Origin of the sequence: Janibacter cremeus, from assembly GCF_029395675.1 — a bacterium.
GTDB classification, from domain to species: domain Bacteria; phylum Actinomycetota; class Actinomycetes; order Actinomycetales; family Dermatophilaceae; genus Janibacter; species Janibacter cremeus_A.
Window position 1 is genome coordinate 2,583,088 of sequence record NZ_CP115184.1, and the last position, 24,288, is coordinate 2,607,375.

Genomic DNA, 24,288 nt, shown 5'->3' on the forward strand with positions numbered 1-24,288 from the left:
GAGACTGACCGCACCTCGCTCGCGGTGGTTTCGCGTCCACCCCCGGCTCATCCATCCCCCTGCTGTCCTGACCACTACCGGGACCTCCGGCAGAACTGGCGCGTCCACATGTAACCATCACGTCAGTGCCCGCGTCTTGGGCCCTCGGGCCCGGATCAGGGCCCAAGGACGGGATCCGCCTCGGGGACCCGTAACCTGTGTGCCATGGGTCACAGGATCGAGTCCGAGCTCGTCGCGAACGTCATCTCCGTGCACGTCACCGAGGGGCAGACGGTTGCCGCCGGTGACGAGCTGGTGCTCCTGGAGTCGATGAAGATGGAGATCCCCGTCCTCACCGAGGGCCCCGGTCGGATCGCCGAGGTCAAGGTCACCGCCGGCGACGTCGTCCAGGAGGGCGAGGTCCTCGTCGTCATCGACGACTGACCCGACGGGCGAAGGAGGTCGACCGACCGGCCCCGCCCTCGCCGTGGGAGTGCCTCCCGATCAGTCCTCGTCGCCGAGGACCACCGCGACCTGGCCGGCGAGACGGATGGTCGTCCCCGGCTCGATCGATTGCGGCTCGCCGGGCGTCATCCGTCGGGACGGTCCGTGCGGAGCGCTCAGCGTCGTGCCGTTCGTCGAACCGAGGTCCCTGACGACGACCTGCGCGCCCTCCGGGTACACCTCGACGTGGCTGCGCGAGATCTCGTTGTCCGGGCTGGCCACCCGCACCAGGTGGGGCTGGCCCGTGGCGCCGATACCAGCGCTCGCCCGTGGGGCCCGACCGATCAGGACACCACGATCGAGCTCGACGACCTCTCCCGTCGGGAGGACGAGTCGTGCGGACGGCCGCGGGGCTGGCGGTGCGTCCATCTCGGGCGCCTCGCCCACAACCGGTAGGACACCCGTCGACGGACCCGGACCGTGGGCGTCCACCTCCTCGGACGCAGCGGCACGTCCGGGGACGGCGTCCTCGGACGCGGGGGCCTCGTCAGCGGTGAGGTCCTCCTCGGCGGGGGCGGCCTCGTCGGGACGGGTCGGCTCTGCCGTGGCGACCCGGGCACTCACGAGATGCCCCTCGACGAACTGCGGACGGCGCGGTGCCTGCACCGCAGGGGGACCTTCCGGGGCCATCTCCGGGGAGACGGCCGCCGGGGCCATCGACTCGGGGGTCGAGGTGGGCTCTGCCGGGACGGGCTCCGGCTCACCGGTGGAGAGCACGGCCGTCGTGGTGTCCGCGTCGAGGTCCTCGTCGATCCACGGTGCCCGCGCGGGGGCGACCACCTCCCGGGTGGTCTCGTCGACGGTGAGCAGGACGCGGGCCGCGCCGCGCACCAGCACGCGGCGATCGGTCTCGTCGACGATGGCGAAGTCCGGCGCCCGGCGCACTCCACCGCTCGTCAGCTCGTCGGTCAGCACGTCGGCCGGGGTGTCGCCGCCGGCGGCGTCGAGTGCCGAGGTGAGGCGGTCGCGCAGGGCGTCGTCCCCCTTCGCCAGGACGTGGACGCCCGCACGGGTGAGCTCGACCCAGCCGTCGCGGCCCTCGGTCCTCGTCTCCATCGTCACTCCTTCGTCACCGATCGCCCGTGGATCCCGGGTCGACGTCCGCGTCGTCGAGGGCGACCACGACGACACTCACATTGTCCCTGCCGCCGGCCGCCACGGCAGCACGGACGAGTGCATCGGCCGCGTCGCGGGGCTCCGGGTGTGCCTGCAGCATGTCACGCAGCTGCTCGTCGGTGACCTCGTTCGTCAGGCCGTCGCTGCACACGAGGAACCGCTCGCCCGGGGTCAGCGGGACCACCCAGAGGTCCGGATCGTGCGCCAGCGGCGCGCCCAAGGAGCGGGTGACGACATTGCGGGCCGGGTGCACCTGCGCCTCCGCGGCGGTGATGATGCCCGCGTCGACGAGCTCCTGCACCTCGGAGTGGTCGACCGTGACCCGGGTGAGCTCGTCACCCAGCAGCCGGTACGCCCGCGAGTCGCCGACGTTGAAGACCGCCCACTGCGCACGGTCCTCGTGGGTGACGAGGGCGAGTCCGGTCGCGGTGGTGCCCATCCCCCGCTGCTCGGGGTGGGCCGCGACGGAGGCCAGGATGCGCTCATTGGCCTGCAGGACCTGTCCGGTGACGTCCTCGGTGGTGAGTCCGTCCCGTCCCACCAGCTCACGCAGGGTCTCGACGACGATCCCGCTGGCCACCTCTCCGGCGGCGTGCCCGCCCATCCCGTCGGCGACGACGAAGACCGTGCCCTCCGCGAGGACGGCGTCCTCGTTGTGGTCACGGACCCGACCGGTGTCCGTGGCGCTGCCGATCCGTAGGCGTCCGCCCACCTCGCCCGGGGTGCTCACGGGTCCAGGCGGATCGAGTCGATGATGCGGTCGACGACGGCGCCATCGGCCTCCCGGCGCGAGCCGGCGAAGGAACCGGTCACCTGGACGACGTCGAGGACGTCCCGGCGCTGCCGCGTCGAGAACCAGTGTGTCTGCGCGACCGTGCCCGCCTGCGGGTCGACGAAGGAGACCTCGGCCCCGACGGCATCGCGACCGTCCAGCTCGCGGCTGCGCAGGGCGCCGAGCGTCCCCCGCTGCCGCTGGCCGGCGTACTCCCCGAGCTCGGCCGTGATCTCGTCCGCGCCGAACGGGGCCAGCCGCTGGTAGTGCCGCACGACGAGGTTGGCGAGGAAGTGGTCGGTCCCCTGCGCGTCGTCACGGAGGGCGACGAGGGTGTCCGGGGCCCACACCTGGATCCAGCCCTCGGGCATCTCGAGGTGGATCCGAGGCGGCCCGGGCACGACGGGGCTCGGGTAGGTCACGGTCGGCACGAGTGTTCTCCTGGGCGGACGAAGGGGGTGGCCGGGGTCGGGCTCTCGCCCCAGCCTGCCACTTCACGGGGCCGGGGTGGCGGGCTCAGCCGCGCTCGGCCCACCAGGTGCGCAGGCGATCGGTGGCGGCGTCCTTCCCGATCGGACCCTCGTCGAGGCGGACCTGCAGCAGGTACCGGTAGGCCTGCCCGATCTCGGGGCCGGGCGGGATCCCGAGGACCGCACCGATCTCGTTGCCGTCGAGCTCCGGTCGCACGGCCTCGAGCTCCTCCTGCTCCAGCAGGCGCTCGATCCGCTCCTCCAGGTCGTCGTAGGCGCGGGCCAGACGGGCGGCCTTGCGCTGGTTGCGCGTGGTGCAGTCCGCCCGGGTCAGGCGGTGCAGATGCTGCAGGAGGGGGCCCGCGTCGGTGATGTAGCGCCGCACGGCCGAGTCGGTCCACTGGCCGTCGCGGTACCCGTGGAAGCGCAGGTGCAGCTCAACCAGACGGGCGACCTTCTTGGTCGTGTCCTTGTCGAAGCGCAGCGCCTTCATCCGCTTCGCGGTCAGCTTCGCACCGACGACGTCGTGGTGGTGGAAGGAGACCCCGCCGCCCGGCTCGAACCGCCGGGTGCGCGGCTTGCCGACGTCGTGGAAGAGGGCGGCCAGACGCAGCACGAGGTCCGGGCGGGGCACCGCGTGGGCACGCTCCGCGTCGCGGTCGGCGTCCGCAGCGTCGGCGTCATCCTCGGTGTCCGCGGTGTCTTCCAGGTCGATCGCCTGCTGCAGCACCGTGAGCGAGTGCTCGTAGACGTCCTTGTGCCGGTGGTGCTCATCGATCTCCAGGCGCAGGGCGGGCAGCTCGGGGAGCATGTGGTCGGCCAGCCCGGTGTCGACGAGCACCCGCAGCCCGGCGACCGGGTCCGCACCGAGGACGAGCTTGATCAGCTCGTCCCGGATCCGCTCCGCGGAGACGATGTCGAGGGTCGCCGCGGCCTCGGTCATGGCTGCCGTGACCTCGGGGGCGGGGACGAGCCCGAGCTGGGAGACGAAACGGGCGGCGCGCATCATCCGGAGCGGGTCGTCGGTGAAGGAGACCTCGGGCGTGGAGGGCGTGCGCAGCCGCCCGGCCGCGAGGTCGAGCAGGCCGCCGTGCGGGTCGACGAGCTCGAGGCCGGGCAGGCGCAGCGCCATCGCGTTGACGGTGAAGTCGCGCCGGACGAGGTCGTCCTCGAGGTTGTCGCCGAAGGCGACGACCGGCTTGCGGGTCTCCCCGTCGTAGGCGTCCGCGCGGTAGGTGGTGACCTCGACGACCAGGTCGCCCCGGCGGGCCCCGATCGTGCCGAACTCCCGACCCATGTCCCAGGTGGCATCGCCCCACGTAGCGAGGATCCGCTCGGTGTCCTCCGGTGGCGCGGAGGTGGTGAAGTCGAGGTCCCCGCTCGTGCGGCCGAGGAAGGCATCACGGACCGGGCCGCCGACGAGGGCCAGCTCGTGTCCCCCCTTCGCAAATGCCGTACCGAGCTCGGTCAGCAGCGGGATCACCGGGGCCAGGTGAGCCACTGCGGCGCGCAGGACCTCGGGCGGAAGAGCTGGGGTGGACATGGGGACCTAGGCTACGTGGCTCGGCGTCCCGCACCGGCACCCTCCCGATGCAGGTGCGATGGCTACAGTGACCACATGAGTCACCCCGCCCCCGCCTCCGGATCGCAGCGGCGTCTGCCCGCGGTCGAGGAGCGCAGTGCGGGTGGGGTCGTCGTCGACGTCCACGAGGGTGATGCCCGGATCGCCGTCATCGCCCGGCGCAACCGTGCCGGCCGACTCGAGTGGTGCCTGCCGAAGGGGCACATCGAGGGCCGGGAGACGCTCGTGGAGACCGCTGCCCGCGAGGTCGCCGAGGAGACCGGGATCGAGGCGCGGGTGCTCGTCGAGCTCGGCACCATCGACTACTGGTTCGCCACCCCCGACCGACGGATCCACAAGTTCGTCCACCACTACCTCCTCGAGGCGACCGGTGGGCACCTGACGATCGAGAACGACCCCGACCACGAGGCCGTCGACGTCGCCTGGCTCCCCCTGCGCGAGGCGCACCGGCACCTGACCTTCCCCAACGAACGGCGCATCGCGAGGGAGGCGTGGCAGCGGCTCGCCGGCGACGCCTGAGGGCAACCTGCATCGCGATGCTGCTCGCGATGCTGGTCCTGCTGCCCTCGGCCGCCGCCACACCCCTGTCCCCGGGGGAGGACTCCACCGAGAGCGAGCTGACCATCAGCTCGATCACCCCCGTCGTCGAGGGGGAGAGCGCCGGCCGGGTCGACGGCGAGCTGACGAACACCACCGACGAGACGCTCGTCGCCCCGGAGGTCTCGCTGGTCGGTCGAGCCGCCTCGGCCGACCGCGACGACATCGCGGCCTGGGCCGATGGAACCGATCCGATCGCCAAGGATCCCCGGGCCACCGCCACCCTCGAGGACCTCGAGCCGGGTGAGTCCGCCGCCTTCACCATCGAGGTCACCGCCGACGAGCTCGCACCCGGGCTGACGGCGGGTGCGTCGTGGGTGAGCGTGCAGACGCCGCGGAGCGCGGTGCACACCTTCATGGGAGTGCACCGGAGCAAGGAGTACGTCCCCATGGACGTGGTCTGGGGGGTCCCGCTGCTGCTCCCGACCGAGGAGGGGCTCTTCGGCGAGCCCGGCGCCGACCGCACGCAGGCGTGGGAGGACACCGTCGGTCCGGACTCACGACTGTGGGAGATGACCGAGGAGCCCCCGGCCGAGGACGAGGTCTGGATCCTTGATCCCAGCCTGCTCTCCCTCCCGCCGGAGCCGACCGAGGACACCGGGCAGGAGCTCAGCCGGGCCCTGACGGCCGAGCGGGACATCCGGTCCGAGTGGGCGAGCCGGGTCCGCTCGACCCTCGACCCCGAGCGCACGATCGTCCTGCCGTTCGCGGACGCCGACGTCGCAGCTGCCGCCGGGTCGAAGGCCGTCGCCGACCTCGTCGCCCCGCAGGTGAAGGAGGGGGTGCGATCCGCCGGCCTGCTCAGCGACGCCCACGGGGACATCCAGTGGCCCAGCGACGGGGTCGTCACCGAGCGCCGGGCCGCGTCGCTCAGCCGGATCCACCCGGGGTCCACGCCGCCGACCCTGCTCACCGACACCTCCGCCATCGCTCCCGGTGATTTCACCCCCACCGGCGCGACCCGCGCCACCCACGGGGCCGGGCTGCTCGTCGCCGACGACTCCCTCTCCACCCTCGCCGGTGAGGTCTCCTCCCCGGAGACCGCGACCCTCGCGCGGCAGCGCCTCGTCGCAGAGACCTCCGTGCTCCTCGGCGAGCGCCCCGGCACACCCCGATCGCTGCTCGTGGTGCCGGACCGCGAGAGCGAGACCGCCCCCGAGGACTACGAGCAGCTGCGTGGCGCCGTGGACGAGATCCCGTGGCTCGAGCGGGGCAGCTTCGCGGACATGCTCGCCCAGGTCGACGACGCTCCCCGCGACGCCGTCCCACGAACTGCGCGGCAGATCGAGCGGGCCACCGGGGAGATCGCGCCGCCCGTGCTGGACCCGACGGTGGCCGCCGGCATCGTCGAGTACCGGCGGTCCATGTCGACCTTCGCCTCCGTCCGCTCCGACGGTCCGATCTGGAAGCAGACGGTCGGTGCGGGCCTGGACCAGCTGACCTCGTCCCGGTGGCGCTCCGACGTCTCGTCCTTCGACGGCCTGTACGACCACCTCGGCGAGGAGGTCAGCCTCACCCGGGACGACCTCGTCGTCTCCTCCGGGGAGGTCAACTTCTTCGCCGACACCGGGCGGCTGCAGATCACCATCGTCAACCGGACGGACGTCGAGCTGAACAACCTCGACGTCAGGGTCGAGTCGCAGACCCCCTCCTTCCGCATCCAGGAGCCGTCCAAGCTCCTGACCATCGGCCCGGACGGACGGCAGAAGGTCACCGTGCAGGCCACCGCACTGGCCGCCGGGCAGACCCCTGTGCACGTCGTCGTCACGACCCCTGACGGGCAGGCGCTGACCGACCAGGCCACCCTGACGGTGCGGATGCGGCCCACCGGTGAGGCCGTCTACTGGATCATCGCGGGTCTCGCCGTCGCCCTCCTCGGTGCGGGCACCTGGCGTACCCTTCGCCGTCGGAGGACGCCGACCGTGAGCGAGGACAGTGCATGAGCGAGCCGCCCAGCTCCCCCACGCCCGACCGCGACAGCGAGGACGTGACCCCGGGGACGAAGGTGGAGGCTCCCTCGATCATGCGCTCCAGCGCGATCATGGCGGCCGGCAGCCTCGCCTCCCGCATCCTCGGCCTGGCCCGCAACACCATGACCATCGCCGTGGTCGGGCTGAACCTCATGCCCTCCGACGCGTGGAACGCCGCGAACACCCTGCCCAACATCTTCCACCTGCTCCTGGCCGGCGGAGTCCTCAACGCGGTGATCGTCCCGCAGATCACCAAGGCGCTGCGGCACGAGGACGGCGGCGTCGTCTACATCAATCGGCTGCTGACCCTCGCGGTGACCGTCCTCGCCGGCGTGACCCTCGTCCTCACCCTCGCCGCCCCGCTCCTCGTGTCGCTCGTCGTCTCGAGCAGCTGGGACGGGGAGGCTCGCGGGCTGGCGACCGCCTTCGCCGTGATCTGCCTGCCCCAGGTCTTCTTCTACGGCCTCTACACGCTGCTGGGCCAGGTGCTCACGGCGCACAACCGCTTCGGCATGTTCATGTGGGCCCCTGCGCTCGCCAACGTCGTCGCCATCGCGGGCCTGTCGTGGTTCCTCCTGACCGGTGTCCGGCTCAAGGCACCCATCTCGGAGTGGTCGCCGATGATGATCGGGGTCCTCGGTGGGTCGGCGACCCTCGGCATCGCCCTGCAGGCGCTCGTGCTCATCCCCCCGCTGCGTGCCACCGGTCTGCGGTTCCGTCCCGTCTGGGGTATCCGTGGCAGCGGCCTGGGCTCCGCCTCCCGCATGGCCACGTGGGCCTTCGCCGCGGTCTCCGTCGGTCAGCTCGGGTACTTCGTCAACTCCCGCGTGCTCACCGACGCGACCAAGCGCGCCACCGAGGCCGGTATCGAGGGCGCGGGCCTGACCGCGTACGCCAATGCATACCTGCTCTTCATGCTCCCGCACGGCCTCGTGACCGTCTCGCTGGTCACGGCGCTGTTCACCCGCCTGTCCCACGCGGCCCACGACCGCGACACGGCGGCCGTGACCGCCGATCTGCGCAGGGGCATGACCATGCCCGCCGTCCTGCTCATACCGGCGACGGCCGTGGTCGTCCTGCTCGCCCCCTACGTCCTCGCCGCGATCCTGCCCGGCACCGACCGGGCCGCGACGAATGCCTCGGTCGGCGTCCTCGTGACGATGATGCTCGGACTCGTGCCCTACGGCTGGTTCTTCCTCGTCCAGCGCGCCTTCTACGCCTACGAGGACGGGCGCACCCCCTTCGCCCTCCAGGTCGTGGTCACGCTCGTGGCGGTCTCCGTCACCCTCATCGGCAGCACGCGACCCGCCGAGCACGTGGCCACCTGGGTCGGTTCCGGCCAAACCCTGTCCAACCTCGCCGCTGCCCTCATCGGGCTGTGGCTGCTCCGACGCCGCCTCGGGCGGTTGCGGCTGGGCCGGGTCGTGCGGCAGAACGTGCGCCTGATCGTCGCGACCGGTGTCGCCACCGCCGCCGGCTGGGGGGTTCTGCAGCTGCTGACCGGACCGGTCGCCGCCGAGACCTGGTTGGGCTCGCTCATCATCTGCCTCGTCGTCGGTTCGCTCGTCCTCGTCGTCACGCTCGCCGTGGCCGCCAGACTGCGGGTGCGCGAGGTCACCGAGGTCCTTCAGCCGCTGACCCGGCGCCTCGTCCGCGGCTGACGCGCCCGGGCGGCTCCCGGAGTCCGGACCGATGTGGATCTAGGATGGCGCGGCAGGCCAGATCATCGACGAGAGGGACACCGTGCACGGGGTGAACCCGGGGACCGAACTCGGTCGCTACACGCTCGACGCGCAGATCGAGACGGTCTCCGGCGGCGAGCGGTGGACCGCGCGCGACACCACGCTCGATCGCGACGTGGTCCTCCTGGTCATGCCCGCCGACGAGACGCGGACCGCCGCAGCGCTCGACGCCGCCCGCCGGGCGGCCGGGATCGAGAGCGCCCAGCTCGTGCGCATCCTCGACGTCGGGAGCGAGGGGCCGCTCGCCTACGTCTGCGAGGAGGGCATCGACGACCCGCTCCCCTTCGCCACGCTGATCGGCACGAAGGGCGTGCCCGCCGAGGAGGTCCGCCGGATCACCGGTGAGGTCGCCACCGGGCTGGAGGCCGCGCGCACGCGCGGTCTGCACCACCTCGTGCTGACCCCCGAGTCGGTGCTGCTGACGCCGGACGGGCGCATCAAGGTCCGCGGCCTGGCCACCACGGCCGCCCTCGCCGGTATCGAGACCGAGGGTGAGGACGCCGACCGTGACGACGCCACCGGTGTCGTCGCCCTCGCCTACGCCGGTCTGACCGCCACATGGCCCCTCGAGACACCGTCGGTCGTGCCCGCCGCCCGTCGTGGCGACCACGGGCCGCTGCCCCCGTCCCGGATCGCCGTCGGTGTCCCCGGTGATCTCGACACGATCTGCCGCGAGACCCTCGGCGAGGACGCAGGCCCCGACTCGCCGGGCGACTACGCCGCCCAGGTGGCCCCGTGGTCGCGCATCCCGCTGGCCGGCGCGGTGCGCACCACCCCGGACACCCGTGCCGCCGCCACCGACATCGACGACCAGGGCCGCGAGGCCGAGCCCGCTGACGGCACGGGCCCCGACTCACCCTCGACGTCCCCGGCCGTCGGTGCAGCAGCCGCCGGGACGACGGGAGCAGCCGCAGCGGTCACGGGAGCCACCACGGCCGGCGGAGCGGGCGAGGCGCCCTCCGGCACGGCCGCCACCGACGAGGACGACGACGCCGACACCAACGAGATCCCCCGGTACCGCGAGGACACGGGCCCCGCCGAGGCCGACCACACCGACGACGGCCGGCACACCACGGGGGAGACCCAGGGGAGCGGTCGGGCCGCGACCACCGCCGCCGCGGCGGCCGGTGCGGTCGGTACGGGGGCGAAGGTCATCGGCGACCGCCTCGGCAAGGCGTCGAAGACCGCCGCGGAGCGCTCGCGGGAGAGACTGCACGAGACGCGCGCCCGGCGCGAGGCCATGCGTGAGGACCGCAGCAGGCACTCCTCCCTCGGCGCGGCCCCCGTGTCCGCCGAGATCGAGCCTCCTGCGCCGCTGCTGCCCGCCGACGCCGGCCGGACGCCCACCCGCGCGCAGTCCAACCTCGTCCTGGTGATCGTGGCCGCCTTCGTCGCCGTCGCGTGCGTCTTCGGGGCGATCGGCACCGCGCAGATCGGTGATGGCAGCGAGCTGGGCGAGATCTTCGCCGGTGACGGGAGCACACCCGGGCAGGCGGCCCCCACCGAGGAGCCCTCGGGTTCTGCGTCACCGGAGTCGTCGGGCGCGGACGCGAACGACGAACCCATCGGCGTGATCAACGCGGCGGGGTACGACCCCTCCGGGGACGGTGTGGAGCACAATGCCGAGGCCGCGCGGGTCTACGACGGTGACCCCGACACCATCTGGACCACCGAGGGCTACGAGACACTGGACTTCGGTGGGGCCAAGGCCGGCGTCGGTGTCACGGTCGACCTCGGCCAGAGCCAGGAGATCAGCACCGTGACGTTGGCCCTCCCCACGAGCGCCGACGCCACCGTCTACGCAGGTGATGCACCGGCCAGCTCCGGCACCGAGATCGGCACGACCGACGGCCGCACCGGCGAGGTGACCCTCGAGGCCTCCGACCCGGTCCCGGCCAGGTACGTCACCGTGTGGTTCACCTCCCTGGTCCCCGACGGTGAGGGCCGCTATCGGGCGTCGTTGGGCGAGATCACCATCAGGTGACACGCACGGGGCCCTCGTGCGCCGGTGACTGCTCCGTCTCGGCAGCGGGTCGCGCAGGGATTGCTGCCATGCTCGGGCAGAGCGGGTTCGCCGCGACGGGAACCCCAGAGCAGTCCACGACGTCAGACACAACGGCCATCATGTGACGAAGGAGGTGGCCATGACCGACGACCGGGATCCCACCGGGATGAGCCACCTGCTTGCCGGACTCAAGGAGAGCGGACCAATGCCCGACGACCTCAGCGACCGCATCCGAGCACGTCTGGAGCAGGAGCAGGGTGCCCGCGGGGGCCCGAGCCAGGGCACCCGGGAGGACGGCGCCTTCTGGTCGGAGATGGACTCCGACGAGCGCCGGCCGGCGCGGCGCTCCAACCCGGCTGGGCGCTGGGTGCTGGGCATCGCGGTCGCCGCAGTCCTCGCCCTCGGTGTCGGAGGCATCCTCGTCCTCGGCTCGGACGAGTCCGACCAGTCGGACGGGTCCCCCGGCGGTCCCGGCACCAGCGCTGCCGTGGGCGAAGGGGGCGACTCCCCCTCCTCCTCCGACGGCTCCGGGTCGTCCGGCACGCCCTCGCAGGTCCCTGCCTTCGCGATCACGCACACCGAGATCGACTACTCACGCGCGAACCTGCAGGAGCAGGCGGCGGACCTCGAGGCCGACCCACTCGGCGCCCCCGACCTGAAGGACGCGAGCGTGCTCGATGGCATGGACACCGCCGCGGCGGCCAGCGACTGCCTCGCCCGCCTGGGACAGCCGGAGCTGCAGCCAATCGTCCTCGACGTCGCCACCTTCGACGGTGAGGACGGGCTCCTGCTCCTGGCCGAGGAGGCGCCCGAGGGCAAGGTCCGGGCCTGGGCGGTGACGACCGGCTGCGAGCCGATCTGGAAGGAGTCCTTCCCCATTCGCGAGGAGTGATCCGCGGCCGCGGCCCGGGGGTGGGAACAGACGAGATCTACGATGACGTTGTCACTGGCAGACCTCGCCGGGACGGGATCGCACCGCTCCGGCACCACCACCGACCTCACAAGGAACGATTCCGTGGCCGACGCCAACACCTCCTCCGTCCGCAATGTCATCATCATCGGGTCCGGGCCGGCCGGTTACACGGCTGCCGTCTACGCCGCCCGTGCGAACCTCGAGCCGCTGATGTTCGAGGGCTCCGTCACTGCCGGTGGCGCCCTGATGAACACCACCGATGTCGAGAACTTCCCCGGCTTCACCGACGGCATCATGGGCCCGGACCTCATGCTCAACATGCGCGCCCAGGCGGTCCGCTTCGGTGCGGAGATCGTCACGGACGACGTCACCGCGGTCTCGCTCGAGGGTGAGGTCAAGGTCGTCACCGACGGCGAGGGCAACGAGCACCGTGCCCACTCGGTCATCCTCGCGATGGGCTCGGCCTACCGCGAGCTCGGCCTCGAGGACGAGAAGCGCCTGTCCGGCCACGGGGTGAGCTGGTGCGCCACGTGTGACGGCTTCTTCTTCCGCGACCAGGACATCGTCGTCGTCGGTGGGGGCGACTCCGCCGTCGAGGAGGCGACCTTCCTGACCAAGTTCGCCCGGTCGGTGACCATCGTGCACCGTCGCGACGAGCTGCGGGCCAGCAAGATCATGGCTGACCGCGCCCACGCCAACGAGAAGATCTCCTTCGCCTGGAACTCCGAGGTCCTGGCCATCCACGGCGAGGACAAGGTGTCCGGACTGACACTGCGCGACACCATCACCGGTGAGACCCGCGAGATCGAGGCCACCGGCCTCTTCGTCGCGATCGGGCACGACCCGCGCAACGAGCTGATCAAGGGTGTCGTCGACCTCGACGACGAGGGCTACGTCCTCGTCGAGGGCCGCTCGACGCGTACCAACGTCGAAGGGGTCTTCGCCGCCGGCGACCTCGTCGACCACACCTACCGGCAGGCGATCACCGCTGCCGGTACCGGATGCTCCGCCGCCCTGGATGCGGAGCGGTGGCTCGCCGCTCGCGAGGAGGCCGCCGCACCGGCCGAGGACCAGGCACTCATCTCCCAGGAGAACCCGGTCGCCGGCACCGTCGGCGCCCGCTGAACCCCAGAACCACGCACCACCGAGAGGAAGATTTCGCATGGCCACCACACCGACCACCGACGCCACCTTCGACCAGGACGTCCTCAAGAGCGACACCCCCGTCCTCGTGGACTTCTGGGCGACCTGGTGCGGCCCGTGCCGCGCCGTCGCCCCGGTCCTGGAGGAGCTGTCCGGTGAGTACGACGGCAAGCTGAAGATCGTCAAGCTCGACACCGACGCCAACCCGCAGATCACCGCCCGCTACGGCATCACGTCGATCCCGACCATGCACGTCTTCCAGGGCGGCGAGGTCGTCAAGACCCTCGTCGGCGCCATGCCGAAGCCGAAGCTGGTCAAGGAGCTGGAGCCGTTCGTCGGCTGAGTTCCGTTGTGGCAGAACCGTATTAACGTTCTGCTGCAGTCTTGGCACCTGGTGCCAAGGTTCGCATGGGGGCGCCCCTTGGGCCTTCGCAAGCTCAGGCCCTGAGTCGGGGCGCTCCACACGAACCTTGGCACCTTTGCCGTACCCCCGGTCCGTGGATCAGGGGGCAACGATGCTGTGCCGGCTCACCCGATGTCCGGGCCAGGCGCGCACTCAGTCCTCGGTGGCGTCGACACCCATCTGGCCGAGGACACGGTGCAAGTCCTCGCGGGAGGCGAACTCGATGGTCATCCGGCCCTTGCGCTTGCCGAGGTCGATCTTGACCCGGGTGTCGAGCCGGTCGCTGATCCGGCCTGCGAGGTCGTCGAGCTGGGCGTCGCGCTCCTGACCAGCGCGCGAGGTGCTCCGTGCGGGGGACTCGGGCTCCACGCCGAGCGCCACGATCTCCTCGACGGTGCGGACCGACAGCCCTTCGGCGACGATCCGCTGGGCCAGGTGCTCCATCTGGCTGCCGTCCTCGAGGGTGAGCAGCGCGCGGGCGTGGCCCGCACTGAGCACTCCCGCGGCGACCCGCCGAGCCACCACGGGTGGCAGGCGCAGCAGCCGAAGGGTGTTGGAGATCTGCGGGCGGCTGCGGCCGATCCGCTTGGACAGCTCCTCCTGGCTGCAGCCGAAGTCATCGAGCAGCTGGCGGTAGGCCGCCGCCTCCTCGAGGGGGTTGAGGTTGCTGCGGTGGAGGTTCTCCAGCAGCGCGTCGCGCAGCAGGTCCTCGTCGTCGGTCGTGCGCACGATGGCCGGGATCGTCTCGCGATCCGCCTCACGACTGGCGCGCCAGCGCCGCTCGCCCATGATGAGCTCGAACTCGACGCCGTCCTCGGGCTCGACGCGCCGCACGACGATCGGCTGCAGGACCCCGATCTGCTCGATGGATTGGACGAGCTCGGCCATGTCGTCCTCGTCGAAGACGGTGCGTGGTTGCCGCGGGTTCGCCCGGATGGCCGCCACCGGGACCTCGCCGTAGGTGGCCCCGGGCACCGGAGCCAGGCCGGCCTCGTCCTGCGCCTCCACCGGCTCGTCGGCCTCTCGTGCTCCCTCGGACACGTCCGCGCCGTCGGAGCGGGCCGCGACGTCCACATCCGGAGTGGGGACCTCGTCGCCCTCCCCGGCGGAGTCGCCCACTGGTGTCTCGGCGAGCATCCCCGCAGCGGTGTGCGGGACGGCGGGGCGCTCCTGGTCCCGGAACCAGACATCGACCGGACGTTCGGTCACGGGTCGGCCGGCCGCCGTCGAGTCGGGGATGAGGGCACCCAGCCCCCGGCCGAGGCCGCGTCGCTTCTCGCTCATGCATCGTCCTTCGTGGCTGCGCCGCGGTGGGCGATCTCCGCCGCGGCCTCCTGGTAGCACCGGGCGCCGGTGCTCTGCGGGTCGTACGTGATGACGGTCTGGCCGAAGCTCGGCGCCTCGGACACCCGGACCGATCGGGGGATGGTCGCCTCGAGGACCTGGTCCGGGAAGTGCTCGCGGACCTCCTGTGCGACCTGGGAGGACAGTCGGGTACGCGCGTCGTACATGGTCAGCAAGATGGTCGAGACGTGCAGGCCCTGGTTCAGGTGGGTCTGGATGAGCGAGATGTTGTTGAGCAGCTGGCTCAGTCCCTCGAGTGCGTAGTACTCGCACTGGATCGGGATGAGGACCTCCTGGGCGGCCACGAAGGCGTTGACGGTGAGCAGGCCCAGGCTGGGAGGGCAGTCGATGAGGACATAGTCCAGCGGCGGCTCGCCGGCGGCGGCGAGGTCCTCCTGCAGACCGGCGACGGCCTTGGCCATCCTGCTCTCCCGGGCCACCAGCGACACGAGCTCGATCTCGGCACCCGCGAGGTCGATGGTCGCCGGCACGCACCAGAGGTTGTCCACGTCCGGGCAGGGCCGCATGATCTCGCGGATCGGTGCGCCGTCGACGAGGACGTCGTAGACACTCGGGATCTCCGCGTGGTGGGCGATGTTCAGCGCGGTGCTCGCGTTGCCCTGGGGGTCGGTGTCGATGAGCAGGACGCGCAGACCGTTCTGGGCGAGCGCTGCCGCGAGGTTGACCGCGCTCGTCGTCTTGCCGACACCGCCCTTCTGGTTCGACACGGTGATCACCCGCGGCTGCGCGGGGCGCGGCAACGTGGGCCCACTCGACGCCGGATGCTCCGCCCGCTCGTCCGCCTCCTGCGTGGTGCCCGTCGTCGACGTGGTCTCGGGACGGTCTGTCGAAGCGGTCACAGGTACCTCCGGCACCGGGCTCGTGGGTTGTCCCGTGAGGTCGTCGTCGCCGGCGGGCGCGGCCGGCGCGTCGGTCGTGGGCTGGACCTGCTCGGAGCGACCGGTCAGCCACCCGATGGGTGCGGACCTCGCCGGTGCGGGCAGTGCGGGCCATCCGATACCCGTGACGACGGATCGTTCGCTGGTCACCGAGTCATTCCTCCTGAAGGCTGGGAGCCCCGCCATACAACCCCACCCGAGGACGACACGCCAAATGGCGCCCAACTCTCGTGCAGTCGTCGGTGACGACGCCCGTGCGTACCGCGACGTTCATGTCCCACGACCCGTTCCACGTGAAACATCCAATGGGTCGACCGAGCGTCCATCACGGTGTCGGTGACGCGCAGCCCGGGACGCGCCAGGTCCCCGGGGGCCGCGTCGTCCCCCGGGTCGACATCCGCGAAGGCAGCGCGGTGCTCCGGCTGGCATTGGTGGCGTTCCACGTGAAACGGACGTCGCGTGATGGTGATGCCGGCGTACATCCACGCCGGCCCGGGGTGGGGGCGTCGTGCATGGGGGGTGGCACATGCCTGCGTCCGGTGTGGTGGCGCTCGCCGACCGGGGTGCAGCGTTTCACGTGAAACGTCACCGTCGGTGGCGGACGTGGCAGATGACCGTCAGGGTGGGCGTCTCGAGCACGTCCTCCCCGTGGGAGGTCACCTCGGCGCGAACCAGGCCCTCCTTGCGCAGGGCCTTCGTCGTCGCCGTCAGCTCGTCCTCGACCGATCGACCCTTGAGTGCCACGAGCTGGCCGTCCTGCTCGACGAGGGGGAAGCACCACCGGGCCAGCTTGTCCAGACGCGCGACGGCGCGGGCCGTCACGTAGGGGGCCGACAGCCGCCCATGGAACTCCTCGGCGCGCCCGCGGTGCACCGTCACGTTGTCGGGTCCGATCTCGGCGACCGTCGACTCGAGCCAGTCCGTCCTGCGCTGCATGGGCTCCACCAGGTGCACTTCCAGGTCGGGCCGCGCGATGGCCAGGGCAATCCCGGGCAGTCCGGCGCCGGACCCCACGTCGATGAGGCGGGCCCCCTCGGCGAAGGCGTCCTCGATGACGGCGCAGTTGAGGATGTGGCGGTCCCAGAGGATCGGTACCTCGCGCGGACCGATGAGGCCATGGCTCACACCGGTGTCCGCGAGCACCGCGGCAAACGCCTCGGCGTGCGGAAGGCGCTCACCGAAGAACCGGTGAGCGCCTTCCGTGGCTGAAGGAGCGTCAGTCGTCATGGCTCCAGCGTTTCACGTGAAACGAGCGTGGTCACGCCGGGTCCGACGACCCCTCGTCGGCATCCGTGCCGCTGGTGTCGTCCGCGGTCCCGGACTCGTCCGCCGCCTCGTCGGCCTCGGCGGGATGTACGACGACGAAGCGGCGCGGCTCCGTCCCGGACGAGTCGGAGACGAGGCCACCGGCGAGCACCTCGTCGTGGACGACCTTGCGCTCGAAGGCGGTCATCGGCTCCAGGTCGTAGGACTCGCCGCTCTCCTTGACCGACGCGATCGCGGCACGCGCCACCTCTACCAGCTCGGCCCGTCGGGCAGCCCGGTGCCCGGCGACGTCGAGCATGAGACGGCTGCGGTCACCGGTGGCGGACTGGACCGCCAGCCGCGTCAGCTCCTGGAGTGCCTCCAGCACCTTCCCGTCCTGCCCGACGAGGCGGCGCGGAACGCGGCCCTCGTCGGAGTCCACGACCGCCACGGCGGCCCGGTCCCCATCGATGTCGAGGTCGATGTCGCCGTCGAGGTCGGCGATGTCGAGGAGGGTCTCGAGGAAGTCGGCCGCGACCTCACCCTCGCGCTCGAGCTGTCGGCGACGGTTCCCGCCCCTGGCCGGGGCCGACGCGGCTGCGTCCTCCGTGCCCGTCTGCTCCTGGGTTCCGACGGCCTCGTTCTGGTCCGACTCGTCGGTGGTCGGCTCCCCGACGGGCGTGCTCTTCTCGCTCATGGTCTCTCCTGCTGCGTGGTGCGGGCGGACGGTCCCGGCGGGTCGCCGGGTCACGACCGAGGTCAGGTGTTCTTACCGGGCTTCTTCGGCGACTGGCCGCTGGACTTCTTGGCGCGCTTCTTCGACATCGGCTGCTGCCGCTGTCCGGAGAGGACCCCCTTCGAGCGCAGCTCCTCCTCCATCTCGAGGTCGTGGGCCCGCTCCCGGGTCTCCTCGTAGGTGTCGAGCGGCTTGCCCCGCTTGCGGCGACGCTCCTGCATGGCCTTCTCGGCCGCGGATCCGGGTGCCGGCATGCGTCGGATGACGTAGAACTGCTGGCACATGGTCCACAGGTTGGTCGTGAACCAGTAGATGAGGACACCGACGGGGAAGAAGACGCCGGAGACGGCGAAGATGATGGGGAAGAGGTAGAGCATCATCTTCTGCTGCTGGGCGAACTGGCCCTCCAGCGCCGATGCCGGCATGTTCTTGCGCATCAGCTGGTACTGCGTGGTGAAGGTCGTCGCCGACATCAGGATGATCAGCACGACCGTGACGATCCGTACGGACCAGTTGTCGGCGGCGTTGAACTGGGCCGACAGCTGCGCGCCGAAGATGGCCGAGGACTCCGCCTGGGCGGCGACGTACTGGGTGATGGGACCGATGGCGTCGGCCTGACCGGCACCGATCTCGTCGAGGGAGTTCAGGACACGGAAGAGTCCGAAGAAGAAGGGCGACTGCGCCAGGATGGGCAGGCACGAGGAGAACGGGTTGGTCCCGCTGTCCTTGTAGAGCGCCATCGTCTCTTCCGTCATCTTCTGACGGGACTCGGGATCCTTCTTGTCCTTGTACTTCGCCTGGATCTTCTGCATCTCGGGCTGGATGAGCTGCATCTTGCGCGAGGCGTGGATCTGCTTGACGAAGAGTGGGATCAGGGCGGCCCGCATTACCAGGACGAGGCCGACGATGGACAGCGTCCACGTCCAGCCGCTGGCCTCCGGCAGACCGATCGACGTCAGTGCGCTGTGCCAGAGATACATGATCCAGGCAACGAGCCACTCGAACGGGTACATGATGTCGCTGAAGCTCACTCGGTGAACATCCTTTTGTCGGTGACGTCGCGTGCGACGTCGTCGTCGTCGTCCACGCGAGCCAGCTGTGGCTTCGCCAGCTCCGGCGATCCACGGTCGGCCCAGGTGGCGGGCACGTGATCGATCCCCCCGGCGGACCAGGGGTTGCACCGCAGCAGGCGGTGCACGGACAGATATCCGCCGCGCAACGGGCCGAACCGTTGCAACGACGTCACCGCGTAGCCCGAGCAGCTCGGGTAGTACCGGCAGCTCGGCGGCAGCAGCGGGGAGATCACCAGCTGGTAGGCCTTCACCAGCCAGATGAGGGGCAGCGCGAGGATTGTCATCGGTCCTGCCCAACGAGCAGGTCGGCCAAGCAGTGCCGAAGGGCGGCGCCCAGCTCCTGGGACGTGGCGTCCGCAGCAGGGGGGTTGGCCCGGACGACCACATCGGTCCCGACCGGCAGGAGTGGGAGGAGCAGGGCCATCTGGGCGCGCAGGCGTCGCTTGACGCGCGTGCGGGTCACGGCATTCCCCACGGCTTTGGACACGACGAGACCGACGCGCGAGACACGGTCTCGCGCGTCGGTCCGGGAGGCGTCCGCCGGGCGGGCATGGACCACGAGGAGTCGAGTACCGCGGCGGGCGGTGCCCCGACCCCGGATCGTTGCCGCGAAGTCCGCGCGGTGCGTCAGGCGGTGCCGCGAGGGCAGCACCGGGCGCTCGTCAGGCCGAGAGCTTGTTGCGACCCTTGGAGCGACGGTTCGCCAGGATCGAGCGGCCGGCGCGGGTGCGCATCCGGGCGCGGAAGCCGTGCGTCTTCGCGCGACGACGGGTGTTCGGCTGGAAGGTGCGCTTGCTCATTGCAGTCTCCGATGATCGGTGGACCCGGGGGGTCCGGTGCTCAGGTCGATGGCATCGGTCGCCATCGGAAGCCCACGTCGTGCCTCCCTGGTCGATCCGGGACGAGCATGGGCATGCGAAAGCGGCCGACAGGCCTCGGACAAAGGTACGGGAGCCCGGTCTCAGGGGTCAAACCCGCGCGGAGGGGATCCACCCCCTTCGCGGCCCCTCGGTGGCGCCTGAGGACGACGCTCCGCCGAACCCGCCGACGTTGCCAGTCGCGGCGCCGATCCTTGCGGAGACACGCCGTGGACCACGGAAAGTTGCCGCGCTCTCCGGTTGCCCAATGATGATCCAAGTTGTTAGCGTCACCCCTCATCACCTTGTCACCAGTGGCGTACCCACAGTTGTGGACAATGCTGTGGACGGCGACCCCTGATGGGGTTCAATGGCAGTGACGAGGACCCGACCGGCCAGGAGCCGCAGAGAAAGAGGTGTGCGCCCGTGGCCGAAGCCGAGGTCGACTTCGGTCAGGTGTGGCGGACCACCCTCGACACCCTCGATGCCGACGGCGTCCCGGTCACTCGACGGGCCTTCCTGAGCATGGCCCGGCTCGTCGGACTCCTCGACGACACCGCACTCATCGCCGTCCCGGACGACTTCTCCAAGAACTTCGTCGAGCAGCGCCTTCGGATGCACGTCACCCAGGCGCTGTCCGACCAGCTCGGCCGTGAGGTCAGGCTGGCCGTCACGGTCGACCCCGACCTCGCCGAGGAGGACTCCCTCCCGCCGACCCAGGGCATCGAGGACGAGCAGGACCATCCCGAGTCGCGGCCCGAGCGCCGGCAGGGCCTCTCCTCCACGCTGCCCGTCGACGACGTCGACGACGGCCTCGTCGACGAGGACCCGGAGCCGCCGACCCCCGTGCGCCCACGGCGCGGCCGGCCCGAGCCGGAGCAGGTCGAGCTGACGCGGTTGAACCCGAAGTACACCTTCGACACCTTCGTCATCGGTGCGAGCAACCGCTTCGCCAACGCCGCCGCCGTCGCCGTCGCCGAGGCGCCCGCCAAGGCGTACAACCCGCTCTTCATCTACGGCGAGTCCGGACTGGGCAAGACGCACCTGCTCCACGCGATCGGGCACTACGCCCGCAGCCTCTACCCGCACGTGAAGGTGCGCTACGTGAACTCCGAGGAGTTCACCAACGACTTCATCAACAGCATCCGCGACGACAAGGCCGCGAACTTCCAGCGGCGCTACCGCGACGTGGACGTCCTGCTCATCGACGACATCCAGTTCCTCCAGGGCAAGATGCAGACGCAGGAGGAGTTCTTCCACACCTTCAACACCCTGCACAACGCCAACAAGCAGGTGGTCATCACCTCCGACGTCGCGCCCAAGCTCCTCTCCGGCTTCGAGGAGCGCATGCGCAGCCGCTTCGAGTGGGGCCTGCTGACGGACGTGCAGCCGCCCGACCTCGAGACGCGGATCGCGATCCTGCGCAAGAAGGCCATCCAGGAGAAGCTCTCCGTCCCCGCCGACGTGCTCGAGTTCATCGCCAGCCGCATCAGCACGAACATCCGCGAGCTCGAGGGCGCCCTCATCCGCGTCACCGCATTCGCCAGCCTGAACCGGCAGCCGGTCGACATCGGCCTGGCCCAGATCGTGCTCAAGGACCTCATCCCCAACGAGCAGTCGAGCGAGATCTCCAGCGCGACGATCATGGCGCAGACGGCCGACTACTTCGGTCTGAACATCGAGGACCTGCAGAGCCCCTCCCGGACCCGCCTGCTCGTCACCGCGCGCCAGATCGCGATGTACCTGTGTCGCGAGCTCACCGACATGTCCCTCCCGCGCATCGGCGAGCAGTTCGGCGGGCGCGACCACACCACCGTCATGCACGCGGAGCGCAAGATCCGTGAGCTGATGGGGGAACGGCGCGCCATCTACAACCAGGTCACCGAGCTGACGAACCGCATCAAGCAGCAGGCCGGCTGAGCGCCCGGGCCATCGCGCCATATACGCGACTCTGTCCTCTGCGCAAGACATGGGGATAGATCCTCATCCGGCGATATCCACAGGCTTCTCCCCACCTGTGTGCGCGTGCCGGACGATCGTGACCTCATCGGGACCCACCGCGTCCGACCCCGGGGCCTCCCCAGCTTGTCCACAGATCCACAGCCTGTGGACAAGCTTGTGGGTACCTGTTCGCTGCCCCGCAGCCGCCAACACGCCCGACGTCGTCCACAACCACTGCCGTCACGACGCGCTGTGTGCGCCATCCGGTCACTTTGGCACCCCGAGCGACGACGCGAAGCCCGCAGATCGACGCTCAGCACGGGATTTCCTGCGGACGGACGTGTGCACAGGGTGTGCAGAACCTGTGTACAACGCGAGCAACCTGGTGATGCGTGGTGTTCGCCCACACCCCGTCGATGGTTGTGCACCTCCCGTCCACAGACCGTCCACATCCGGGATCAGCGCCATCAGCGCGCCGGAGCCGGTTGTCCACGGTGTCCACACCGCCTAAGACAACGATGAGTCCTCTCTCCATCCATTCCCTCCCCCACGCATTGCTGGGACCCCGGCTGTGGACGAGAGCGTCCCGACGAATCACAAGAAGGCCCTCGGTTGCCCCCGAGGCGACCCGACCGCGTAATGTCAGGGAACCCACGTGTTGCGACGTGGTTCCATGTCATCCCGTGACCTCGCGCTCCCGGCGCGTCGAAGGGTAGGTCTGTCGTGAAGTTCCGCGTCGAGCGCGATGTGCTGGCCGAAGCGGTCACCTGGGTGGCCCGAAGCCTGCCGAACCGTCCGCCCGTTCCCGTCCTGGCCGGTGTCCTCATGGAGGCCACCGATGACGGGTCGCTGACCCTGTCCACCTTCGACTACGAGGTCTCCGCGCGGATCACCGTCGCAGCCGAGGTCAGCGAGTCCGGAACCTCCCTCGTGCTCGGCCGACTCCTCGCCGACATCTCCCGCAACCTGCCCGGCAAGCCCGTCGACATCGCCACCGACGGAGCCAAGGTCCAGGTGACCTGCGGCAGCTCGCGCTTCACCCTGCTGCAGATGCCCGCGGACGAGTACCCCACCCTGCCGACCTCCCCGGAGGGCAGCGGCACCGTCGACGGCACGCTCTTCACCCAGGCGGTCCAGCAGGTGCAGATCGCCGCCGACCGCGGTGACACCCTCCCGATCCTCACCGGTGTCCGGGTCGAGATCGAGGGCGAGAGGATGACCCTGCTGGCCACGGACCGGTACCGGCTGGCGATGCGCGAGCTCGTCTGGCAGCCCCGCGCCTCCGACGCCGACCACGTCGCCCTCATCCCGGCACGCACCCTCGCCGAGACCGCCAAGGCCCTCGGCGCGGCCGGGTCGATCGAGGTCTCGCTCGGGGCCGCCACGGCTGGTGGCTCCGCCGGTCTCGTCGGTTTCGAGGCCGGCCAGCGCCACACCACCAGCCGCCTGCTCGACGGCGAGTACCCGAAGGTCTCCAAGATCTTCCCGACGACGAGCGAGACCGAGGCCGTCGTCGGCACCGAGCTGCTCACCGAGGCCGTCAAGCGCGTCGCCCTGGTCACCGAGCGCAACACCCCCGTGCGGCTGCGCTTCGCCGACGGCCAGGTCACCATCGAGGCCGGCACCGGTGACGACGCCCAGGCGTCCGAGGCCATCGAGGCCAGCGTCGAGGGCCCGGAGATCGAGGTCGCCTTCAACCCCGGCTACCTCCTCGACGGCCTCGGCGTGCTCGGCACGACCTTCACCCGCCTGTCCTTCACGGCTCCGCTGAAGCCTGCGATGATGACCGGCCAGGAGTCGCTCGAGGCAGAGATCGACACCACCTACCGCTACGTCCTGCAGCCGGTGCGACTCGCCGGCTGACCCCCTTCGTCCACTGCTCGCCCACCGTCGAAGAAGGAAGGTCCGACATGCAGCTCGGTCTCATCGGTCTCGGCAAGATGGGCGGCAACATGCGAGAGCGTGTGCGCCGCGCCGGTCACGAGGTCATCGGCTACGACACCGATCCCGACGTCAGTGACGTCGAGAGCGTCCAGGCGATGGTCGACAGGCTCGACGCGCCGCGCGTCGTGTGGGTCATGGTGCCGGCGGGCGAGGTGACCCAGGCCGTCGTCTCGGATCTCGCCACCCGCCTCTCCCCCGGTGACCTCGTGATCGACGGCGGCAACTCGCGCTACTCCGACGACGTCCCCAACGCCCAGGAGCTCGCCCGCAACGGCATCGGCTACGTCGACTGCGGAGTCTCCGGCGGCATCTGGGGCCTGGAGAACGGCTACGGGCTGATGTGCGGCGGGGCGAAGGAGGACGTCGAGAAGGCGATGCCGATCTTCGACGCGCTGCGGCCCGAGGGCCCGCGGGACGAGGGCTTCGTCCACGCCGGCGACGTCGGGGCCGGGCACTACGTGAAGATGGTGCACAACGGTATCGAGTACGGCCTGATGCAGGCCTACGCCGAGGGTTACGAGCTGCTGGAGAAGAAGGGCATCGTCACCGACGTCCCGGGTTCCTTCAAGGCGTGGAGCCGTGGCACGGTCGTGCGCTCGTGGCTGCTCGACCTCATGGTCAAGGCGCTCGAGGAGAACCCCGAGATGACCGACGTCAGCGACTTCACCGCCGACTCCGGCGAGGGGCGCTGGACCGTGGAGGAGGGCATCGACAACGCCGTGCCCATGCCGGTCATCTCGGCCGCGCTCTTCGCCCGCTTCGTCTCCCGCCAGCAGGTCAGCCCGGCCATGCAGGCCGTGGCCGCGCTGCGCGGCCAGTTCGGTGGGCACCAGGTCATGACCGTCGCCGAGGGCGAGGCACTGCGGGCCGAGGCGGCGAAGGGGGTCGCCTCCCCCGAGGCCAGCGAGGCCCAGGAGGAGAAGAAGGTCAGCCCGGCGGCCGCACCCACCGAGTCGTCGAAGGGCGACGCCGCGGCGGCCGGCCCCACCTCCGGGACGGAGAGCACCGGTGGAGCGCCCGGACCGACGAGCGGGTCCGGGTCGACCGAGTGAC

23 protein-coding genes are annotated in these 24,288 nt (G+C 70.8%); 11 read left to right on the forward strand and 12 right to left on the reverse strand.

What is annotated here, in order from left to right; genetic code table 11:
- Positions 1-204 precede the first annotated feature (204 nt).
- Positions 205-423 carry a biotin/lipoyl-binding carrier protein gene (locus tag O9K63_RS12295; protein WP_277238242.1) on the forward strand — a complete coding sequence of 73 codons (219 nt, stop codon included), beginning with the start codon at positions 205-207 and terminating at the stop codon, positions 421-423.
- A gap of 60 nt (positions 424-483) precedes the next feature.
- Here O9K63_RS12295 and O9K63_RS12300 read toward each other — a convergent pair whose 3' ends face one another.
- The 4 genes from O9K63_RS12300 to O9K63_RS12315 all read right to left on the reverse strand — a co-directional run bounded on the left by O9K63_RS12300 (position 484) and on the right by O9K63_RS12315 (position 4,384).
- On the reverse strand, positions 484-1,539 hold the full coding sequence (locus O9K63_RS12300; RefSeq protein WP_277238243.1) for an FHA domain-containing protein: 1,056 nt from the start codon (positions 1,537-1,539) through the stop codon (positions 484-486).
- 13 nt (positions 1,540-1,552) lie between these two features.
- Positions 1,553-2,329, reverse strand: coding sequence for a PP2C family protein-serine/threonine phosphatase (locus tag O9K63_RS12305; RefSeq protein WP_277238245.1), 777 nt, complete (start codon positions 2,327-2,329; stop codon positions 1,553-1,555).
- Positions 2,326-2,802, reverse strand: a complete 477-nt coding sequence (locus tag O9K63_RS12310) for a hypothetical protein (protein WP_277238247.1) — start codon at positions 2,800-2,802, stop codon at positions 2,326-2,328. Before O9K63_RS12310 ends, O9K63_RS12305 begins: the two co-directional genes overlap by 4 nt.
- An 85-nt stretch (positions 2,803-2,887) precedes the next feature.
- Positions 2,888-4,384: a CCA tRNA nucleotidyltransferase gene (locus O9K63_RS12315; RefSeq protein ID WP_277238249.1), complete on the reverse strand. Its 1,497-nt coding sequence runs from the start codon at positions 4,382-4,384 to the stop codon at positions 2,888-2,890.
- 75 nt (positions 4,385-4,459) lie between these two features.
- Here O9K63_RS12315 and O9K63_RS12320 point away from each other — a divergent pair, with 75 nt between their 5' ends.
- The 7 genes from O9K63_RS12320 (at position 4,460) to trxA (ending at position 13,136) form a co-directional block, all read left to right on the forward strand.
- Positions 4,460-4,942, forward strand: coding sequence for an NUDIX hydrolase (locus tag O9K63_RS12320; protein WP_277238251.1), 483 nt, complete (start codon positions 4,460-4,462; stop codon positions 4,940-4,942).
- Between the two features lie 17 nt (positions 4,943-4,959).
- A complete protein-coding gene (locus tag O9K63_RS12325) occupies positions 4,960-6,963 on the forward strand; it encodes a DUF6049 family protein (RefSeq protein WP_277238253.1) in 2,004 nt (667 codons plus the stop codon).
- The gene (gene murJ / locus O9K63_RS12330) at positions 6,960-8,651 is read left to right on the forward strand and encodes a murein biosynthesis integral membrane protein MurJ (RefSeq protein WP_277238255.1); all 1,692 of its coding nucleotides are present in this window, start codon (positions 6,960-6,962) and stop codon (positions 8,649-8,651) included. The genes O9K63_RS12325 and murJ overlap by 4 nt, the downstream gene beginning before the upstream one ends.
- Before the next feature lie 91 nt (positions 8,652-8,742).
- Positions 8,743-10,716 carry a hypothetical protein gene (locus O9K63_RS12335; protein WP_277238257.1) on the forward strand — a complete coding sequence of 658 codons (1,974 nt, stop codon included), beginning with the start codon at positions 8,743-8,745 and terminating at the stop codon, positions 10,714-10,716.
- 160 nt (positions 10,717-10,876) lie between these two features.
- Entirely contained in the window at positions 10,877-11,629 is a 753-nt protein-coding gene (locus tag O9K63_RS12340) for a hypothetical protein (protein WP_277238258.1), read from the forward strand.
- Positions 11,630-11,752: 123 nt separating this feature from the next.
- The gene (gene trxB, locus O9K63_RS12345; RefSeq protein WP_277238259.1) at positions 11,753-12,775 is read left to right on the forward strand and encodes a thioredoxin-disulfide reductase; all 1,023 of its coding nucleotides are present in this window, start codon (positions 11,753-11,755) and stop codon (positions 12,773-12,775) included.
- Positions 12,776-12,812: 37 nt separating this feature from the next.
- On the forward strand, positions 12,813-13,136 hold the full coding sequence (trxA, locus tag O9K63_RS12350; protein WP_277238261.1) for a thioredoxin: 324 nt from the start codon (positions 12,813-12,815) through the stop codon (positions 13,134-13,136).
- 213 nt (positions 13,137-13,349) lie between these two features.
- On the opposite strand, the gene O9K63_RS12355 is transcribed toward trxA, so the two are convergent.
- The 8 genes from O9K63_RS12355 to rpmH form a co-directional block, all read right to left on the reverse strand.
- Positions 13,350-14,480, reverse strand: coding sequence for a ParB/RepB/Spo0J family partition protein (locus tag O9K63_RS12355; RefSeq protein WP_277238263.1), 1,131 nt, complete (start codon positions 14,478-14,480; stop codon positions 13,350-13,352).
- Positions 14,477-15,589, reverse strand: coding sequence for a ParA family protein (locus tag O9K63_RS12360; protein ID WP_277238264.1), 1,113 nt, complete (start codon positions 15,587-15,589; stop codon positions 14,477-14,479). Before O9K63_RS12360 ends, O9K63_RS12355 begins: the two co-directional genes overlap by 4 nt.
- 435 nt (positions 15,590-16,024) lie before the next feature.
- The gene (gene rsmG / locus O9K63_RS12365) at positions 16,025-16,666 is read right to left on the reverse strand and encodes a 16S rRNA (guanine(527)-N(7))-methyltransferase RsmG (RefSeq protein ID WP_431190322.1); all 642 of its coding nucleotides are present in this window, start codon (positions 16,664-16,666) and stop codon (positions 16,025-16,027) included.
- Between the two features lie 31 nt (positions 16,667-16,697).
- Positions 16,698-17,381, reverse strand: coding sequence for a protein jag (locus O9K63_RS12370; protein ID WP_277238266.1), 684 nt, complete (start codon positions 17,379-17,381; stop codon positions 16,698-16,700).
- Between the two features lie 62 nt (positions 17,382-17,443).
- Positions 17,444-18,451, reverse strand: coding sequence for a membrane protein insertase YidC (yidC, locus tag O9K63_RS12375; RefSeq protein ID WP_277238267.1), 1,008 nt, complete (start codon positions 18,449-18,451; stop codon positions 17,444-17,446).
- The gene (yidD, locus tag O9K63_RS12380; protein ID WP_277238268.1) at positions 18,448-18,777 is read right to left on the reverse strand and encodes a membrane protein insertion efficiency factor YidD; all 330 of its coding nucleotides are present in this window, start codon (positions 18,775-18,777) and stop codon (positions 18,448-18,450) included. Before yidD ends, yidC begins: the two co-directional genes overlap by 4 nt.
- On the reverse strand, positions 18,774-19,145 hold the full coding sequence (gene rnpA, locus O9K63_RS12385) for a ribonuclease P protein component (protein WP_277238269.1): 372 nt from the start codon (positions 19,143-19,145) through the stop codon (positions 18,774-18,776). The genes yidD and rnpA overlap by 4 nt, the downstream gene beginning before the upstream one ends.
- Before the next feature lie 10 nt (positions 19,146-19,155).
- The gene (gene rpmH, locus O9K63_RS12390) at positions 19,156-19,293 is read right to left on the reverse strand and encodes a 50S ribosomal protein L34 (protein WP_277238271.1); all 138 of its coding nucleotides are present in this window, start codon (positions 19,291-19,293) and stop codon (positions 19,156-19,158) included.
- Between the two features lie 483 nt (positions 19,294-19,776).
- Here rpmH and dnaA point away from each other — a divergent pair, with 483 nt between their 5' ends.
- The 3 genes from dnaA (at position 19,777) to gnd (ending at position 24,287) form a co-directional block, all read left to right on the forward strand.
- Complete coding sequence (gene dnaA / locus O9K63_RS12395; protein WP_277238273.1) at positions 19,777-21,270, forward strand: chromosomal replication initiator protein DnaA; 1,494 nt, start codon at positions 19,777-19,779, stop codon at positions 21,268-21,270.
- Positions 21,271-22,014: 744 nt separating this feature from the next.
- Positions 22,015-23,154 (forward strand): DNA polymerase III subunit beta, encoded by a 1,140-nt coding sequence (gene dnaN / locus O9K63_RS12400; RefSeq protein WP_277238275.1) that lies wholly within the window; start codon positions 22,015-22,017, stop codon positions 23,152-23,154.
- A gap of 47 nt (positions 23,155-23,201) precedes the next feature.
- Positions 23,202-24,287, forward strand: a complete 1,086-nt coding sequence (gene gnd / locus O9K63_RS12405) for a phosphogluconate dehydrogenase (NAD(+)-dependent, decarboxylating) (protein ID WP_277238276.1) — start codon at positions 23,202-23,204, stop codon at positions 24,285-24,287.
- Position 24,288 lies beyond the last annotated feature (1 nt).